The organism is Streptomyces sp. Tue6028 (assembly GCF_002300165.1).
Classification (GTDB): Bacteria; Actinomycetota; Actinomycetes; order Streptomycetales; family Streptomycetaceae; genus Streptomyces; species Streptomyces siamensis.
Genome location: NZ_MLCE01000036.1, coordinates 60,456 through 78,624, shown reverse-complemented (window position 1 = coordinate 78,624; position 18,169 = coordinate 60,456). Strand labels below are relative to the sequence as shown.

The window sequence follows — 18,169 nt, the reverse complement described above, 5'->3', positions numbered from 1 at the left end:
GTGACACGGCTCCCTTGCGGCGTCGGCGGGTGGTGCGCGGAGGTGGCGCCAGCGACCTTGCCCGGCACGCTTCGGGAAAGTCAATGGATTCGTGCGGACTAAATGAATCCGCAGAGCATTAGTCCAGGTCAGAGCCGTGCCACCACACACTTGCAGGTTCCCACTAATGCGCTTTAGGGTTGGATCACTCAAGCGCATTAGTGCATGGCTCGGAGAAATGGGGGGTCAGGTGCCAGCCAAGCGGTCACCCGCGCGCCGGCCGACGATGAAGGACATCGCGCGGCGCGCCGGGGTCTCCGAGAGCGCGGTCTCCTTCGCGCTCAACGACCGGCCCGGAGTCTCGGAGGTCACGCGCGACCGGGTGCGCCGGGTCGCCGAACAACTGGGCTGGCGGCCCAGCACGGCGGCACGCCAGCTGTCCGGTGAGGGAGCGGCCACGGTCGGCCTCGTGGTGGCGCGCCCCGCCGACACGCTCGGCGTCGACTCCTTCTTCCTCCAGCTCATCTCCGGCATCCAGGAGGTACTGGCTGAGCGCCATCTCGGCCTTCTCTTCCAGGTGGTCGAGGACGTGGACGCAGAGTGCGGTGTCTACCGTCGCTGGTGGGCCGAGCACCGGGTGGACGGAGTGATGGTGGTCGACCCGCGCGTCGACGATCCGCGTCCGGACCTGCTCGACGAACTGGGCCTGCCCGCCGTGGTGATCGGCGGGGTACCGGACGCCCGGCACCCCGGCCTGTCGACCGTGTGGGCGGACGACGCGGGTGCGATGGCCGCGGTCGTCGACGAGCTGTACTCGCTCGGCCACCGCAGGATCGTGCACATCGCGGGTCTGCCGGGGCTCGCCCACACCGAGCGGCGCATCCGTACGCTGCGTGCCGAGGCCGAGCGGCGCGGTCTGACCGAGGTCCGCTCGGTGCCCACCGACTACTCCGACTCGGAGGCCGCCGCGGTCACCCGCCGCGTGCTGGAGGGCGGCACCCCGCCGACCGCGCTCGTCTACGACAACGACGTGATGGCCGTCGCCGGCGTCGCCGCCGCCACCGAGCTGGGCTTCTCCGTGCCGGGCCAGGTGTCGGTGGTGGCGTGGGAGGACTCCGCGCTGTGCCGCATGGTCAAGCCCTGGCTGTCCGCGCTCTCCCGGGACACAGTGGAGTTCGGGCGCACCGCCGCGCAGGAGCTGACCGCGCTCCTCGACGGCGGTCCGGCGCGTACGGTGCAGGTACCGGTGCCGCGCCTGATCGAGCGGGACAGCACGGGCCCCTGCGGGGCGTGACCGGCCGGGGCGGGCCGCCGGCCGACCGGCCGCCCCGTCTCACCGCGCCGCTTGCGCCCCGCGCCCGTCCCGCTTGCGCCCCGCGCTCCGCGTGCCGGCTGCTCCACTCCGCGCGCGCCCTGCGTCCCGCTTGCTCCGCTCCGCGCCCGCGCCCCGCGTCCCGCCTGCTCCGCCCTGCGCCCGCGCTCTGCCGCGCTCCTCGCGGTTTCACCTGTTCGGGGCACCCTCCGGGGCGGCTGCCTCCGTCCGCGTGCGTGCCCGCCCGAGTGTGCGCACGGTGGGACGTACGGACTTCGTGACGACGGTGAGGGGCGATGATCGTATCGGTGGTGTCGATGCCGGAAGGGCTCGTCACGCGCACGGACGTGGCCCAGGCACGTGAGCGTCTCGCCACGTCCGCCTTCCTGCTCGTCGACGTCGAGCTCCCCGAGGAAGCGGCACCCGACGAAGAGCCCCTCGCCCCCCAGCTCGGCCTCGACGCCGCACGTTACGCCTGGTTCGGCAGGAAGGGTGAACCCGTACGGGCCGAGTACCAGGGGGACAGGGCCACCTTCGTCGTACCGATGTACCTGGTGGACCGGGTCGCCCATGTCCACGTCCTGGTCACCGAGCGGTACCTGGTCACGGCCCATCGGGGGCAGGTCGAGCCGCTGGAGAACCTCACCTCGCAGCTGCGGGAGGAACGGCCCGCCGACGCCGTGGCCGTGCTGTTCCTGATGCTGCAGGCGGCGCTGGAGACCTTCCGACGGGCCGCTGTGGCGGCCCTCCTGACGGTGGAGGACCTCGAGGACGAGATGTTCGAGAACCGACGCGCGGAGCAGGTCTACCGTCTCTCGCAGTTGCGGCGGCGAGCGGCCCTCCTGCACCACTCGCTGCTGCCCTACCTCCAGACGATGGACGAGATCATCACGCGGCGCATGCTGAGCAGCACCTTCCCCGAGGAACGCCAGCGGCTCGCCCGGGAGTTCCAGCAGGGGTGCCGGCTGGTGCTCACGGACATCGAGTCGCTCCAGGAGGCCACCCGTCGCGCCTTCGCCAGCTACACGTCCCTGGTCTCCGGCGAACAGAACGGCGTGATCAACCGGCTGGCCATCGTGTCGACCATCTTTCTGCCGCTCTCCTTCCTCACCGGGTACTTCGGCATGAACTTCACCTATCTGACGGACGAGTTGGAGAGCGGAGTGGTCTTCTGGCTGCTCGCCGTCGGGTTGCAGCTGATCTCCTTGGTCGGTGCCCTCTACGTGCTGCACCGCACGAACCTCTGGCGACGGCTGCGCGACGAGGGCTGGGAGGACCGGTGAGCCCCGGGGTCCGAGCGGCGGCGCCGGTACCGCGCCGGGCCGCACGGAGCGCTCCGGGTGACGGCGGACACGTACCCGTGTCCGCGGAACGGTAGCGGGTCCGTGGCCCGGTCGACCGGTTCGGTACCGAAGCGCGCGCCGGACCGTCGCCCCGGCCGTCCGCGGTCCGTCACGCATCAGGACCCCGCCCGACCGGTGGACGGTCCGGCTCCCGACCGCTGGAGGCCCGGATGGACGTGATCCACTTCCGGATGGTCATGCCGGCCGCGCTGACCCGGCCCGCACTCGACCTGCTCACCTCGGACGATCGCGTCCTCAACGTGGTCGTCGTGCGGTCGGTTCGCGTCCCGGACGGCGACGCGGTCGAGTGCGACGTGCTGAAGGGCGCCGCCGACGCGGTGCTGGGAGACCTGCGCGAGCTGGGCGTCGACCGTGCGGGGGCGATCGCCGTCGACGGCGTGGACCTGATGTTCTCGCGCAGCGCGGAACGGATCGAGGCCGCCCGGCCCGGCGCGCACGCGCCGCTGTGGGCCGCGGTCGAGGCCCACATCCGGGCCGAGGGGACCTACCCGCCCTCCTTCTACCTGTTCCTGGTCATCGCCGGGATCATCGGGGCCGTCGGCATCATGACGAACTCGCAGATCCTCATCGTGGGCGCCATGGTGGTCGGTCCCGAGTACCGCGCCATCACCAGCATCGCCCTCGGCCTCGACCAGGGCAACCGGCGCCGGGTCCGGGAGGGGACGCGCGCGCTGACGACCGGTTTCCTGCTGGCCATCGCGGTCACCTTTGTGTTCGCCGTGCTGTCGCGCGCCGCCCACCTCCAGTCCCAGGCCTTCGAGCTGGGTCTGCGACCGGTCTCCCACCTCATCGACACGCCCGACTTCTTCTCCGTCGTCGTCGCCTTCCTCGCCGGCGTCGTCGGGATCGTCTCGCTGACCGAGGCCCGCGGCAGCGCCCTGCTCGGGGTGTTCATCTCCGTGACGACGATTCCCGCCGCCTCCGACATCGCCGTCTCGGTCGCCTTCACCGAATGGCGTCAGGCACGGGGATCGCTGCTCCAGCTGCTGCTCAACGTGGTCGTACTCGTGGGCGTCGGGGTGCTCACCCTTCGCCTCCAGCGTCGTCTGTGGCGCCGTGTCGCCCGCAGGACCGCCGAGCGTCCGTAGCGTCCGCGCAGGTGGCCGGGGCGCACCGGCGCAGGAGGGCGGCGCGCCGGCGGGGCCGCGCCCGTCCTGCCCCGCTCCGGGCCCAGCGGGACGGAGTCCTGCCCTCCACTTAGGCTGATCAGGGGGGTGCGTTCGGGTTGGATCCCGTACCGGAAGGGCGCGCCGATGGACGACTACCCGCTGATCGAGAACCACGGCCTGCTGGGCGACCTGCAGACCGCGGCGCTGGTGACCGTCGACGGCACGGTCGACTGGTTCTGCGTCCCGCGGTTCGACTCCCCCAGCGTGTTCGGCGCGCTCCTGGACAAGGAGAAGGGCGGGCACTGCACGGTGCGCCCGATACATGCGACGTACGCGACCCGGCAGTTGTACCTCCCCGACACGGCGGTCCTGGTGACCCGGTTCATGACCGAGGCGGGCGCCGGCGAGGTGGTCGACTTCATGCCCGTGACGGGGAAGACGGTCACGTCCCGCCACCGGCTGGTCCGCATGGTCCGCTGCGTGCGCGGAAGCATGACGTTCGACGTCGACATCGCCCCCCGGTTCGACTACGGCCGCAAGGCCCACCGCATGCACATCACCGAGCACGGAGCGGTGTTCGCCGCGGAGGACGGCACGGAACTCACCGTGCACTCGATCCGCGAACCGGAGGACGAGCGGATGCTCGACGTCCTCATCGACCGACAGGACGATCTGCACTTCTCCCTGACCCTGCGAGCGGGCCAGCAGCGCGGGCTGATCCTGGATTCGGACGCCGACGGGCCTCCCCACGAGTTCCGTCTCGCCGATTACCAGCGGCTCTTCGACGACACCGTCGCGTTCTGGCGTTCCTGGATGGGGCAGTCACGGTACTCGGGACGCTGGCGGGAAGCGGTCGAGCGCTCCGCGATCACGCTGAAGCTGATGACCTACGCCCCCACCGGCGCGCTGGTGGCCGCCCCGACGGCGGCACTGCCCGAGCAACTGGGCGGCGAGCGCAACTGGGACTACCGCTTCACCTGGATCCGTGACGCCTCCTTCTCCGTGTACGCCCTGCTGGGACTGGGTTTCACCGAGGAGGCCAAGGCCTTCATCGTATGGCTGAGCAACCGGGTCAAGGAGCGGGCCGGCAGTGACGGGGACTCCGGGCCGCTCAACATCATGTACAAGGTCGACGGCTCCTCGGACCTGGAGGAACAGGTTCTCGACCACTGGGAGGGCTACGCGCGTTCCGCGCCGGTGCGGATCGGCAACGGCGCCGCCACCCAGCTCCAGTTGGACATCTACGGCGAGGCGCTGGACAGCATCCACTTCGCGGACCGGCACGGAATCCAGCTGGGGCACCATGGATGGACGTCGCTGCTGACGAACCTCGACTGGCTGGCCGACCACTGGGACCAGGCGGGCGACGGCCTGTGGGAGAGCCGCGGCGGACGCAAGAACTACACGTACGGCCGCGTGATGTCGTGGGTGGCCTTCGACCGCGCTCTGCGGCTCGCCGAGTCGAACGGCCGGCCCTCCGCGGCAGCACGCTGGCACGGAGCGCGCGACGACATCTACGAGCAGGTCATGGCCGAGGGGTGGAGCGAGGAACGTCGGGCCTTCGTCCAGCACTACGGCGGTGAGGTGCTCGACTCCTCGCTGCTGCGCATGGCGACGGTGGGGTTCATCACCCCCGAGGACCCGCTGTGGGTCTCGACCCTGGACGCCATGGAACAGGAGCTGGTCAGCGACAGTCTGGTCTACCGCTACGACCCCGCGGCCTCGCCCGACGGGCTGCGCGGCACGGAGGGCACCTTCTCGCTGTGCACGTTCATGTATGTCGACGCGCTGGCACGCGCGGGGCGGACCAACAGGGCCCGGCTGGTGTTCGAGAAGATGCTGGGGTACGCCAACCATCTGGGCCTGTACGCCGAGGAGATCGACCTGACAGGCCGCCAACTCGGCAACTTCCCACAGGCGTTCACGCATCTCGCACTCATCGACGCCGCCATCACGCTGAACGCGTCACTCGACCGGCGATGACCGGAGCCGGTCAGCCGTGCACCGGCGCGCCCGGCACCGGCGCGGGTCCGAGCAGGACGAGTGCGTCGCCGGCCACGGCGGTGACCGGCCGTGCCCCGGTGACCGGTTCCAGCCGCCCGTCGCGCCGTACCACGAACAGGGTCTCGTGGCCCGGCGGAGGCGGATCCGCGGCGGGCCACACATGGAACCGGGCGCCCTGCGCGTGGCGGGTCGCCACGGCGTGGCGGACGATTTCCGGGCCGAAGAGCGTGTCACCGACGGTGTAGGGGGCGACGACGCCCCGGCTGTCGGGAGGCGGGCCGATGCGGTGGACCGGACCCTCGACGCTGTCCGCCATGACGATCGAGGCCAGCGCGTTGAAATCGTCGTCGTCCGTGAGCAGATAGAGCGATGTGACGCCCTCCAGCCGCGCCTGCGGATCGGTGGCCGCGGACATGAGTTCGCCGGTGGCCAGCTCGATGCCGGCTTCCTCGATGCGGTTCCTGTCCTGGACGGATCCGGCCCACATCAGCACGTCGAGTCCCGCGCCGCGCAGCGTCCGGGCGAGATCGACCACCCACGGGGTGCCGCCCACCAGCAGCGGGCGGGCGCGCTCGGGGCGGGCGATGCCGAGCTTCATGGCCACCGGTCTCACCGTCAGCGAATAGACCACGACCGTCCCGACGATCACCAGGAAGGTGACGGGGAGGATCTTGTCCGCGCCCTGCAGGCCGGCGGCGGCGAGCGAGGCGGAGAACGTCGTGGCGGTGGACGCCGCGACGATGCCGCGCGGAGCCAGCCAGCCGATGAAGGCGCGCTCGGGCGCGACGACGTCCGTCCCGGCGGTGGACACCAGGGCGACCAGCGGTCTGACCACGAGGACGAGCACGGCGACGAGCACGAGTGTGGGCAGCAGGACCGGGACGACCGCCTTCGGCGCCACCGTGGCAGAGATGGCGATGAACAGCAGACCGATGATCAGCTGGACGAGCGTCTCGAAGAACGGGCGGCGGGCGGGCAGGTCGAAGCCGGGAAGGTTCGCGACCGTCAGCCCCGCGATGATCGCGGCGATGAGCCCGGTGTCGGCGAACACCATGTCGCAGCCCGCGGCCACCACGACGACGGTGCCCAGCTGGGCGAGCGTGCCGAGCGTCTCGCCGAGGCGGAGCACGCGCAGGGTGAACCACAGCAGTGCGGCGCCGACCGCGCCGCCGGCCAGTCCGACGGCGATGCCGGCGACGAACGAACCGAAGCGGAAATGACCGGCCTGGAGACCGCCGGAGACGATGGAGTGCAGGGCGACGGCGCCGAGGATGCCCCCGACGGGATCGATCAGGGACCCTTCCCACACCAGGATCCGCCGCACCTTGTCCGACGGCCTGACGTGGTCGAGCAGCGGGCCGACCACGGTCGGCCCGGACACCACGAGGACGACGCCGATCACGCTGGCCACGGCCAGGGGCACACCGAGCAGGGCGGGCCCCAGCGCGAGGACGGTTCCCCAGGTGAGCAGCACACCGGTCACCATGAGCCGTACGACGACCTTGCGCGTGGCGCCCTGGAGATGGCGCAGGTCCAGCCCGAGACCGGCGTCGTAGAGGATGATCGCCACCGACAGCGACACCAGGGGTGAGAAGGCCTCGCCGAGGAGCTGGTCGGGATGGACCACGTCGGTGAGGGCTCCGGCGGCGAACCCGACGGGCAGGAGCACGATCAGGGCCGGTATCCGCAGCCGGCTCGCGAGGATCTGGGAGCCCACGGCGAGCAGGACGGTCAGGCCCGTGCCGAGCAGGATGTCGTCCTCGGTCATCGCGGCGTCGCTCCTCCGCGTGCCCCGCGTGTGGCCGCCATGCGATCAGCCCTCGTCACCGCTGCCGCCGCGGCGCAGATCGGCGTCGGTGAGGCCCTCCAGTTCGCCCTGGGTGTCCAGCCAGTAGAGCAGGGCGACCGCGGGGATGATCAGCAGGACCGCGACGAGGGTGACGAACGTCAACCAGCGCAGTGTGGTGTGCGCACCCGCGCCCTCGGCGATCGTCATCGACGTCGGGATGAGGTAGGGGCGCTGTGCCATGCCCCAGGCGATGACGGACGACGCGACCACGGTGACGGCGCTCACCCGGGCCCAGCCCCCGGAGGGACGCATCAGCAGCCAGGCCGTCGCGAGCGTGCTCAGTGCGGCCACGACGACGAAGAACAGGCCGACGCCGTGCGTGAGTCCGTGCCACAGGTGGGGGGCGTCGCCGTGGGTGACGAAGAGCGTGACCAGGGCGAGGACGGCGACGACGGCCAGGGCGCCCAGGGCGCGCCGCCGGAAGTAGCCGTCGAGATCGGGTGCGTCGAAGCGCCGGGCGTCCGCGGCCAGGAAGACACCGCCGAGCAGGGCCGTCGTGGCGACGGCGAGGAGACCGAACAGGAGCGAGGTGGGGTTGGCCCACGCCTCGGTCGCCGCCATGGTTCCCGCCGTCACCCGGCCCGAGGCCACTCCCCCGGCCGCGGCGCCGAGGAAGAACGGCGTCAGCAGCGACGAGACGGCGAACACGGCTCCGTACAGGCGGCGGCCGGCCAGCCGCCGGCTGGGTTTGCGCAGGGCGAAGCCGGCGCCGCGCAGGACGGTGCCGACGACGGCCAGCGCCAGGGGCAGCCACATCGCCGTGAACACCTGCTGGAAGAAGACCGGGAACCCCGTCCACATGATGACCAGCACGAAGATGAGCCAGACGTTGTTGACCTCCCATACGGGGGCCATCGCGTGGTCGATGAGCCAGCGGGGGCGCTTGCCGCGTTCGGCTCCGCCCGCGGTCAGGTCCCAGAAACCGGCTCCGTAGTCGGTGCCCCCGGCGCACGCGTAGGCGGTGATCACGAGCAGCAGGACGACGGCGACGACTCCGGCGATCACGGTCGGCCTCCCGGGGCGGAGGAGGGTCCGTCGCCGCCGGTGCGGGAGGTGTCGGCCGCCGTGACCGCGGACCGCGGCCCGTACGGGGTGTCCGTCTCCGGCGTCTCCGCGGGTGTGGCGGGGCCGGAGCGCTCGTCGGCGAGGCGCCAGCGGGTCCGCATCTTCAGCAGCACCACCAGGAACGACCCGAAGACGAAGACGTACACCGCGACGACGATGCCGAAGGTGATCCACAGGCCGGTGGAACGCGTCGACGTGACCGCTTCGGCGACCCGCATGTTCTCGTACACGATCCAGGGCTGGCGGCCCACTTCGGTGGTGATCCAGCCGCATTCGACGGCGACGACGGAGGCCACGCCCGCGCAGGCCGCGCCGCGGAAGAACCACGGGGAGGTGGGCAGTCGGCGGCGCCACAGCCACAGGACGCCGTACCAGAGGGCGAGCAGGAGCAGCAGTGAGCCGATGAAGACCATGGCGTCGAACGCGAAGTGCGTGATGGTGGCCTGGGTGGCGGTGGGCCGGTCGCTCGCGGGGACGGAGGTCAGTCCGGTCACCCTCGTGTCGGGGCGGAAACCGGCGAGGATCGAGTCGAGTTGGGGGATCTTGATGCCGCCGGAGACCGTGCCGTCGGGGTGCAGCCGGCCGAACAGGTACTCCGGCACGTGGGTGTCGGTGTTCCAGACGATCTCCATGGCGGCGAACTTCACCGGCTGTTTGTGGAACACCTGGCGGGCGATGGAGTCGCCGAGCATGAACTGCACCGGCGTGAGGACCGCGGCCACCGTGAACGGGACGGTGAAGCCGAGCCGGTGGTACCGGTCCCGGCGCCCGCGCAGCCAACCGACCGCGTAGACGCCGGCCACGACGTAACCCGCCGTCACGAACATCGCCACGACGAAGTGCCAGTACTGCGGCCCGAACATGGGCGTGAAGATCGCCTTCCAGATCTTCACGTCGACCGGGTTGCCGGCGGAGTCGAGGGTGAAGCCCCGCGGGGTGTTCATCCAGGAGTTGGCGGCCAGGATGCCGAAGGCACCCAGCAGGGCCGCGAAGGGCAGGGGCAGGCCGAGCAGGAAGTGGATGCGCGACGGAAGCCTTCGCCAGCCGTAGAGATAGATGGCGATGAGTACGGCTTCGAGGAAGAAGGCCCAGGCCTCGACGCCGAACCCGATGCCGAACACATCGCCCCACCGGCCCATCATGCCGGGCCACAGCAGCCCGAACTCGAAGGACAGCACGGTGCCGGTGACGACCCCGATGGCGAACTGGACCGCCATGACCGCGGACCACCGCCGCGCCAGCAGCAGTGCGTCCGGGTCGCCGCGGCGCAGCCCGTAGCCGTGCATGACGAGCGTGATCAGGGGCAGCGCCACACCCAGCGGCACGAGGATGATGTGCGAGGCCAGGGTGAAGGCCATCATCGATCGGGCCGGGAGCATCTGCGCCGGCGCGTCCGTCAGCAGGGCGACAGCGATGTGCATGTGAGTCTCTCCAGGGCCGGCGCGACGAGGGGTGTCAGCCGCCGGTGGCGAAGCCGGGGAAGAGGGTCATCCCGCCGTCCACGTAAACGGTGGTGCCCACGACGTAGTCCATGAGGTCCGAGGCGAGGGCGACGACCGCGTAGGCGATGTCCTCGGGGTCGCCGATACGGTCGTACGGGATCAGCCGCAGGAGGTCCTCACGGGCCTGAGGTGTCTCCCAGGCGCTGCGGTTGATGGGGGTCTTGATGGCGCCGGGGGCGACCGCGTTCACCCGGATCTTCTTCGGGGCGAGTTCCTGGGCCAGGGTCTGCATCATCATCTGTACGCCGCCCTTGGAGGAGGCGTAGTTGACGTGCCCGGCCCACGGGATGATCTGGTGCACCGAGCTCATGCAGATGATCTTCCCCGCGGCGCGTGACACCTCGGGGACGACGCCGCGCCGCAGGAACTCCTTCGTCGCCTCCCGGGCACAGAGGAACTGGCCGGTGAGGTTGACGTCCAGCACCTTCTGCCACTGGGCGACGGTCATCTCGGTGAAGGCGGAGTCACGCTGCAGCCCGGCATTGGCGACCAGGATGTCGATGGTGCCGAACTCCTCGACCATCCGGTCCGTCATGGCGACGACCTGGTCCTCGTCGGAGACGTCCGCCTCGTAGGCCGCCGCCCGCACGCCGAAGGCGGTGATCTCCTCGACCACCTTCTCGGCTTCCTCGCCGCCGGCCACGTAGTTCACGACCACGTCGGCTCCCGCGCGGCCCAGAGCGACGGCCGTGGCCCGGCCGATCCCGGAGTTGGCTCCGGTCACCAGCGCCTTCTGGCCCTTGAGCAGGTGGGCGGGGACCACGCCCTGAGGTGCGCCCTCGGAACTCACGATGACTGTCTCCTCGATCACGGGACCCGGTCGGCCGGGCCGCGGCCCGGAGGTTTCGGGTGTCACACGATCACCGTGAACGCGTGCGCGCATGTCGGGAGCATCTGTGTTGCGCTGGGCGGCTGAGGAACTTCGTCCGGTCGGAGGGGGCGTCCGCCGTGGTTCAGGACAGCCGCTCGACGATGTGGTCGCCGACCCGGAGGGCGTTGGCGATGGCCGTCAGGGACGGGTTGACCGCGCCGATGCTGGGGAAGAAGCTCGTGTCCACGACGTAGAGGTTGTCGAGGTCGTGGGCCTTGCAGTTGACGTCCAGGGCGGAGGACGCCGGGTCGTCGCCGAACCGTACGGTGCCCGCCTGGTGGGCGGTGGCGCCGATGGGCATGCCCTTGTGCAGGTAGATGCTGTGGGACAGCAGATGGTGCTCACGCATGCCCAAGTGGCCCAGCATGTGCTGGAGTTTGTGCCGCAGGCGGTCGAGACCGGCGATGTTGTTCTTCTCGTCGAGTGCCAGACGGATACGGCCGTCGGCGTCCAGGGAGACCCTGTTGCCGGGCTGCGGGAGGTCCTCTCCGCACAGCCAGAAGTCGACGGCGTGATGGGCGAGGACCTCGAACGGCATGTCCGGTGCGACCGCCCCGGCCCACCGCGGGGCCTCGCCGTGGATCTGCTCGGCATCCGACTTGCCGAGCATCTGGATCCCCCCGAGGGGGTAGTCCCAGTCGTCCGCGCCCAGATACCAGTCGTGCAGGGCCAGGGTCTTCTGGAACTGGGTGTCGTTGGGTTCCTTCGAGATCGCCATCAGGGCCAGGTTGTTGTGGCGCATGTAGTGCCGGCCGACCACGTCCGAGCTGTTCGCCAGTCCGCCCGGGTGCCGGTCGTTGGCCGAGACGAGCAGCAGGACAGCGGAGTTGACCGCCCCACAGGCCACGACCACGACGTCGCCCGAGAAGCGGGCCTGTTCCGCCCCAGGAAGCTGGGCGACGACCGCGGTGACGCTGCGGCCCGTCGGGTCGGTCTCCAGCCGCGTCACACGGGCGTTGGTGACGAGCTCGACGTTCGGGTGCCGCAGGGCGGGTTCCACGCAGATCACCTGGGCGTCGGACTTCCCGCGGACCAGGCACGGGAAGCCGTCGACCCGGTTGCAGCGGATGCAGACACTGGAGTGGGTGGCCCCGCCGCTCGCGTCCTGGGTGAGGTCGACGCCGATCGGCAGGTGGAAGGGGTGCAGTCCCTGCTTCTCCAGGTCGTCGCTCAACTGCTGGATGCGCGGCTCGTGTTCGACCGGCGGGTAGGCGTACTGACCGCTGTACGGGCCTTCCCACGGGTCCTCACCGTGCCGGCCGTGCACCAGGTAGAGGTGTTCGGCCTCGGTGTAGTACGGCTCCAGGTCCTCGTACCGGATCGGCCAGGCGGGAGAGACGCCGTCGTGGTGGCGCAGTTCCCCGAAGTCCTCCGGACGCAGCCGGAACAGCGCGGCGCCGTAGAACTTGGTGTTGCCGCCGACGTAGTAATTGACCTCGGGCGGGAATTCGTCGCCGTGTTTGTCGAGCCAGAATTCCGGCGCCCGGTACTTGCCCTTGACGAACACGGCCGTCGAGTCCCAGTTGTCCCGTTCGCGCGGCAGGTAGTCGCCGCGTTCGAGAATGAGGACGCGTTTGCCGGAGGGGGCCAGCCGGTGGGCGAGTGTGCCTCCGCCGGCGCCGGTGCCGATGATGATGACGTCATAGTGGGGGAAGTCGCCCATGGCGACCACCGTCCTCGCTCGTGCGGTCTCGGAGCGGTGCCGGAACCTGTCTCGGCCCTCCCCTCCTCGAACATATACGGCCCGTGGCGCGGCGGCACCCGGAGCGCCACGGGCCCCGTCCGTCACAGGACGGCGATGGGGTTCACCGGTGAGCCCGTGGCCGACGGCAGCCGCAGGGGCGCGACCACGCACAGGAAGTGCCGGCGGCCCGACTGTTCGCACACCGGCACGAGTTCCTCGAAGTCCAGGTAGTCCATGAGGTGCATTCCCATGGCCTGCACGGCCAGTACGTGGACGGGGAACGCGACGTCGGCCACCACGCTCGGGGCCGTGTCGTTGTTGCCGTCCGACCCGAGGGCGGCGACGCCCCGCTCGGCCAGGAAGTCCATCGCGCTCGGATGCAGGCCCGCACGCGCCCGTGCCGCGTCCCAGGGGCCGAGGCTGCGACGCCGCAGGCGGTGCCCCACGCGCACGAACAGCAGGTCGCCCGGGCCGACCGTGACGTCCTGGGCGGCCTCGGCGGCCTCCAGTTCGTCGGCGGTCACCGCGTCGCCGGGGTCGAGCCACGGCACGCCCCGCAGACGCGGGATGTCCAGGAGGACCCCGCGGCCGACGATGCCGTCCCGCACGAGGTCCACCGTCAGCGCGCCGGCACCATCGGGTGTCACGGTGCTCGCCGGGACACCGCCGTAGAGCTCACCGTCGAAGATCACATGACAGAGCGCGTCCAGGTGGCTGTCGGCGTCGCCGTGCACGTTCATGGCAAATCTGTCGAGGGCGAACCGGAGTCCGTGCCCGTCGGCGTCCCCGTCCGCCGGGGCGATCATCGAGTGGGACGCCGGGTGCGGGTCGTCCGGGCCCGGGCTGGTCTCGACGGGAGCGGCGAGCGACACGGTGCGTCCGGAGCGGACCCCGGCCGCGGCGGCCACCACGCGGTCGGGCGTGAGGCGGCTCAGCGTTCCGCGCCGCCGGTCCGCGCCGCCACCGAGGGCCTGTGCGCGCAGCCGGTCGTACAGGGACCGGAACGCCGCCTCGGACATGGGTGGCGGCGCCGTCGGGTGCGACGGTGCGGGGTCGTGCCGGTCCGGGCTCATGACGACGGCGGGCGGGCGCCGGGGCTCACCGGGGCGGGTGCCGGGGCGTGGGCCCGGTTCCGTACGGACGAAGCGTCACGTGAGGTCCTCCTCGTGAGCACGGGCTGTGCTTCCAATGTCGGCCTCCGCGGGGCCCGGCGCATCCCGGGCCCCGCTCCCCCGCCCGTTACACCTGCCAGTCCACCTTGAACACCCACACGTACCGTCCCGCCCGGCGGGCGGCCTCCGGTACATCGATCACCAGCGCGCCGTTGCGCACGGTCCAGCTCAGCGGCCGGTCGTGGCCCAGCATGGTCACCTTGTCCCCGGCGCGGACCGGCACCGGTGCCTCGACGGTCAGCCGGGCGCCGGGTGCGGCCAGCGAGTGGATGTAGAAGGCCTCGTTCTGCCGCACCGTGAACCGCAGGTCCTCGCCGAGCTGTGCCATCCGCGACCAGTAGGTGGTGTCGTAGATCGCCTCGCCGTTGGTCCGCAGCCAGCGTCCGGTCTCGCGCAGCCGGGTCTGCATGATCTCCGGAATGGTGCCGTCGGCGCGCGGGCCGATGTCGAGCAGGAAGTTGCCGTTCTTGGAGACGATGTCGACGAGGCTGCGGACGACCTCCTCCGCGGTCATGTACTCGGCGTCCGGCGTGGCCCGGTTGTAGCCGTAGCTGAACGGGTCGAGCCCCCTGCTGGACTCCCACTTGGCGACGACGGTGTTCTCGTACGTCGTGTACTCGGGTGTCGTGAAGTCGTGGAAGCCGATGCCCGCGCGGTTGTTGACGGCCACCTCGTACGGCTGCGAGCGGTTCTTGCCGTGGTTGAAGTACTCCGCGAGCACGTTCAGGCTGTCGTTGGCGCCGCCGATGTCGCACCACAGCACGGACGGGTCGTAGCCGTGGATCAGCTCCAGCATCTGCGGGGCCTGATAGTCCTTCACATAGTCCTTGCCCGCGGTGTATCCGGTGTACGGGACGGGCTCCTGGGTGTACGGATTGCGCGGGGCGTGGCCCATCCAGGGGTTGTCGGGGTTGAACCACTCGGGCATGGAGAAGTACAGGCCCCGGTGCAGTTCCGGCGTGAACCGCTCGGAGGCGTCGAAGAGTTCGCGGATCAGATCACGCTTCGGGCCCATCCGCACGGCGTTGCGGTCGGCGACCTTGGTGTCCCACAGGGCGAATCCCTCGTGGTGCTTCGAGGTCAGCACGTGGTACTGGGCTCCCGCGTCACGGAACAGCTCGACCCAGGCCCGGGGGTCGAACCGCTCGGCCGTGAACATCGGGATGAAGTCGTCGTAGGCGAAGTCCTCCCCGTACGTGTCCCGGTGGTACGCGTGGACGGCGTTGTCCGGGCTCTGCATGTGGTTCCAGTACCACTCGGCGTACTGCTTGCCGACGGGTGACCAGGCGGGCACGGAGTATACGCCCCAGTGGATGAAGATGCCGAACTTGGCGCGGTGGAACCAGTAGGGGGCCTGGTGGCCGGAGAGCGAATCCTCGGTGGGCCGGTAGTCCGGAGTCCCGAGTGTGAGGTCGGCTGCGGACGCGGCGGCCCGGCCACCGCGTCCGCCGACCGTGACCGTGCCCCGCCGGGTGGTTCCCGGTGTCGTGCCCACGCGGTTGCGGATGCCGACCCTGACGCGTGCCTGCTCGCCGGGGTCGAGGCGGGTCACGTGCGCGGGCTCGACGGTGCGGGCGCCCGGTACGTCGACACCGACCGTCACCCGGTCCGCGGCGAGGAGGGTGACGGAGCCCGCGTTGACGACGGTGGCCTCGACGCTCTGGGCGCCGCTCGACTCCAGGAGCGAGAAGGTGGAGTGCGCGTCCCGCAGGGCCAGGGCCCGCCCCTGGGCGGCGGGTTGCAGCGACAGGGCGAAGACGTGCAGGGAGGTCTTGTTCTCCTCGGCGGGGTTGGTGGTGGGCAGGGTCAGGGCGACGGCCTCGCGCTGCGGGTCCATCCAGACCTCCGCCGTGCCGATCCCGACGGGGTGCGCGTCCTTGGTGCCGTCCGGCTTGTAGCGGTACGGCGCCGACAGGGAACCGCCCCCCGCGTACCAGTCCGAGCCGCCGAGTCCGGCGGTCGTCGTGGAGCCGTCGGCGTAGTGCACAGTGGTCTGGCCCGAGGCGTTGCCGTAACTGCCCGCGGTGAGGAACAGGGCGGACAGATAGCGCCCCTTGGGCAGCTCGATGCGCTGCCCGAGAGCGACCACGTTGTTCTGGGCGCCCGCACCGGAGGAGGGGAACCGAAACGCGATGCCGTTCACCTCGACGGGGCCGGCCGGGAGCTCCTCACCCGGGAAGGTGTAGCCGGAGCCGTCGAAGTTCCCGCCGCGTGCCGCGGCGGTGTCGAGGCCGTCGTTGTCGAAGTGCGCGTCGAGCGGGACGGGGACCGGATCGGGGACCGTGCCCCATTGGTCCGCGGCTGCCTCGCCGACGGCCCCGGCCGGCTCGGGGTGTCCCTGCTCCGCGGTCCGCGCGTGTGCCGGGCCGGCGAGGGGAAGGGCGGCCGCGGCGGCGGCGCCCGCCGCGGCTCCCAGTACCTGACGTCTTGGATGCATGCTCATGAGCGGCTCCATTCATCGGATGTCTGATGATTGATGCGTCATAAAAAGCTGTCAATGGGGCCCGCAGGAGCGGAAGTTGGAGAAGTGGTCGGATGATCTCCCGGCCACCGGACGCACGCGAAGGTTGCGTCACGGGTGTCCACGAGGTCCGCGTCGCAGGTCCGGGAGGCGGTACCTCTCGACGTGGCGCCCCGGTCCGGGCAGAGTGCTCCTCGCACTACTCACGAGTACGGACTCGTCGACGTGCGCGGAACGCCCCGTGCGCGCGCGAGTTCGGGTGAGCGTTCGCGCACGAGCACCGGGAAGTGCGCACGCACACCACGAGACGCACACGAACGAGTTTTAGGAGCGCCCGTGACCACCTGGGTCGGCCGGACCGCCGCCGAGATCGCCGCAGCCGTTCGCGAGAAGCGGGTCACGCCCCGCGAGGTGGTGGCCGAGCACCTCGCGCGGATCGAACGCCTCGACGGCGGGATCGGCGCGTTCCGCACCGTCCGGGCCGGGTCCGCCCTCGCGGAGGCCGAGGCGCTGGCCGCGCGGGACCTCGACGGACTCCCCCTCGCGGGCGTGCCGGTGGCGGTCAAGGACAACCTCGCGGTGCAGGGCGAGTCGAACCGCAACGGCTCCGCCGCGACCTCGGACACGCCCGCGGCCCACGACCATGTGACGGTGGCCCGGCTGCGCGCGGCGGGCGCCGTGGTCGTAGGCCTGACGAACGTGCCCGAACTCTGCGTCTTCGGCACCACGGACGGCGTGCACGGCACCGCCCGCAACCCGTGGGACACCGCGCGCACGGCGGGCGGCTCGTCGGGCGGCAGCGCCGCAGCGGTCGCCGCCGGGATGGTCCCGATCGCCCTCGGCAACGACGGCATGGGCTCCCTGCGCATCCCGGCCGCCCACTGCGGTCTCATCGGCCTGAAGCCGGGCCACGGGGTGATCCCGGCGGGCATCGGTCACGGCGACTGGTTCGGCATGTCGGAGAACGGCCCGCTGGCGACGACGGTGGAGGACGCGCGGCTGATGTTCTCGGTCCTCGCGGACGGCGGGGTGGCAGAGCCCGGGGAGACCACCGCCCGGAAGGTCGCCCTGTCCGTGCGCAGTCCCCTGGCCGGGATTCGCGTCACCCGGCCGTATACGACCGCGGCCCGGCAGGCCGCGGAGGCGCTGTCCGGTGCGGGCCACCAGGTGCGGCCCGCCGAGCCGCCGTACCCCCTGTGGCTGGGCACGACCTCGCTCGCGCACTGGACGGCGGGCACCGCCGTGGACGCCGAGGACCTCGACCCGCGCCGGCTCACCCGGCGCACCCGTGTGCACGCCACCGTGGGACGCCGCTTCGTGGCCGGGGTGCGCACCAGCGGGCGCCGCGAGGAACTGCGCCGGCGCCTGGAGCCGTTCTTCGAGGAGCACGACGTCCTGCTCACGCCGGCGCTCGCCCGGCGCGGTCCGGCCGCCGCGGCCTGGCACGAGCGGGGCTGGCTGCGCAATCTGCTGGCCAACAGCGCCTGCTCGCCGATGACTCCGCCGTGGAACCTGACCGGCTGGCCGGCGATGTCGGTGCCCTTCGGCACCCTGCCGGGCGGGGCTCCGTGCGCGGTGCAGCTCGTGGGCCGCCCCGGCTCCGAGGCCCTGCTCCTCGACCTGGCGGGCCGGCTGGAACAGGCGCGCCCGTGGCGGCGGACCGCGCCCGTGGAATAGCGCGCGGACGCGGGCGCGTCCGGCCGCGCGGGCGACCCCAGGGCCTGTCGGGCCGGACAGGCCCTGGATGTTCCGGTATCCACGAACAGGCCTCCGAGATCCCGGTGCATACGGAACGCC

Annotated in this window: 12 protein-coding genes; 5 read left to right on the top strand and 7 right to left on the bottom strand. The window is 71.2% G+C overall.

Going from position 1 to position 18,169, the window contains the following annotated elements:
- Positions 1-229: 229 nt before the first annotated feature.
- From BKI49_RS33140 to BKI49_RS33125, 4 genes are all read left to right on the top strand, one after another.
- Positions 230-1,273, top strand: a complete 1,044-nt coding sequence (locus BKI49_RS33140; protein WP_095938139.1) for a LacI family DNA-binding transcriptional regulator — start codon at positions 230-232, stop codon at positions 1,271-1,273.
- Between the two features lie 314 nt (positions 1,274-1,587).
- A complete protein-coding gene (locus BKI49_RS33135) occupies positions 1,588-2,574 on the top strand; it encodes a magnesium transporter CorA family protein (RefSeq protein WP_257005056.1) in 987 nt (328 codons plus the stop codon).
- Positions 2,575-2,804: 230 nt separating this feature from the next.
- The gene (locus BKI49_RS33130; RefSeq protein ID WP_095937997.1) at positions 2,805-3,743 is read left to right on the top strand and encodes a DUF389 domain-containing protein; all 939 of its coding nucleotides are present in this window, start codon (positions 2,805-2,807) and stop codon (positions 3,741-3,743) included.
- A gap of 165 nt (positions 3,744-3,908) precedes the next feature.
- The gene (locus tag BKI49_RS33125) at positions 3,909-5,747 is read left to right on the top strand and encodes a glycoside hydrolase family 15 protein (protein WP_095937996.1); all 1,839 of its coding nucleotides are present in this window, start codon (positions 3,909-3,911) and stop codon (positions 5,745-5,747) included.
- A 10-nt stretch (positions 5,748-5,757) separates the two neighbouring features.
- Here the strand turns inward: BKI49_RS33125 and BKI49_RS33120 are convergent, their stop codons facing one another.
- The 7 genes from BKI49_RS33120 to BKI49_RS33090 form a co-directional block, all read right to left on the bottom strand.
- A complete protein-coding gene (locus tag BKI49_RS33120; RefSeq protein WP_095937995.1) occupies positions 5,758-7,536 on the bottom strand; it encodes a cation:proton antiporter in 1,779 nt (592 codons plus the stop codon).
- A gap of 45 nt (positions 7,537-7,581) precedes the next feature.
- The gene (locus BKI49_RS33115) at positions 7,582-8,622 is read right to left on the bottom strand and encodes a cytochrome d ubiquinol oxidase subunit II (protein ID WP_095937994.1); all 1,041 of its coding nucleotides are present in this window, start codon (positions 8,620-8,622) and stop codon (positions 7,582-7,584) included.
- On the bottom strand, positions 8,619-10,103 hold the full coding sequence (locus BKI49_RS33110; protein WP_095937993.1) for a cytochrome ubiquinol oxidase subunit I: 1,485 nt from the start codon (positions 10,101-10,103) through the stop codon (positions 8,619-8,621). The genes BKI49_RS33115 and BKI49_RS33110 overlap by 4 nt, the downstream gene beginning before the upstream one ends.
- 34 nt (positions 10,104-10,137) lie before the next feature.
- Complete coding sequence (locus BKI49_RS33105; RefSeq protein WP_373557628.1) at positions 10,138-10,932, bottom strand: SDR family oxidoreductase; 795 nt, start codon at positions 10,930-10,932, stop codon at positions 10,138-10,140.
- 205 nt (positions 10,933-11,137) lie between these two features.
- Positions 11,138-12,718 carry a GMC oxidoreductase gene (locus BKI49_RS33100; RefSeq protein WP_095937991.1) on the bottom strand — a complete coding sequence of 527 codons (1,581 nt, stop codon included), beginning with the start codon at positions 12,716-12,718 and terminating at the stop codon, positions 11,138-11,140.
- A gap of 122 nt (positions 12,719-12,840) precedes the next feature.
- The gene (locus tag BKI49_RS33095; protein WP_095937990.1) at positions 12,841-13,758 is read right to left on the bottom strand and encodes a cyclase family protein; all 918 of its coding nucleotides are present in this window, start codon (positions 13,756-13,758) and stop codon (positions 12,841-12,843) included.
- Positions 13,759-13,978: 220 nt separating this feature from the next.
- Positions 13,979-16,354: an alpha-L-fucosidase gene (locus tag BKI49_RS33090; RefSeq protein ID WP_095937989.1), complete on the bottom strand. Its 2,376-nt coding sequence runs from the start codon at positions 16,352-16,354 to the stop codon at positions 13,979-13,981.
- 354 nt (positions 16,355-16,708) lie between these two features.
- Between BKI49_RS33090 and BKI49_RS33085 the strand changes: the two genes are divergently transcribed.
- A complete protein-coding gene (locus BKI49_RS33085) occupies positions 16,709-18,049 on the top strand; it encodes an amidase (RefSeq protein ID WP_095937988.1) in 1,341 nt (446 codons plus the stop codon).
- Positions 18,050-18,169 lie beyond the last annotated feature (120 nt).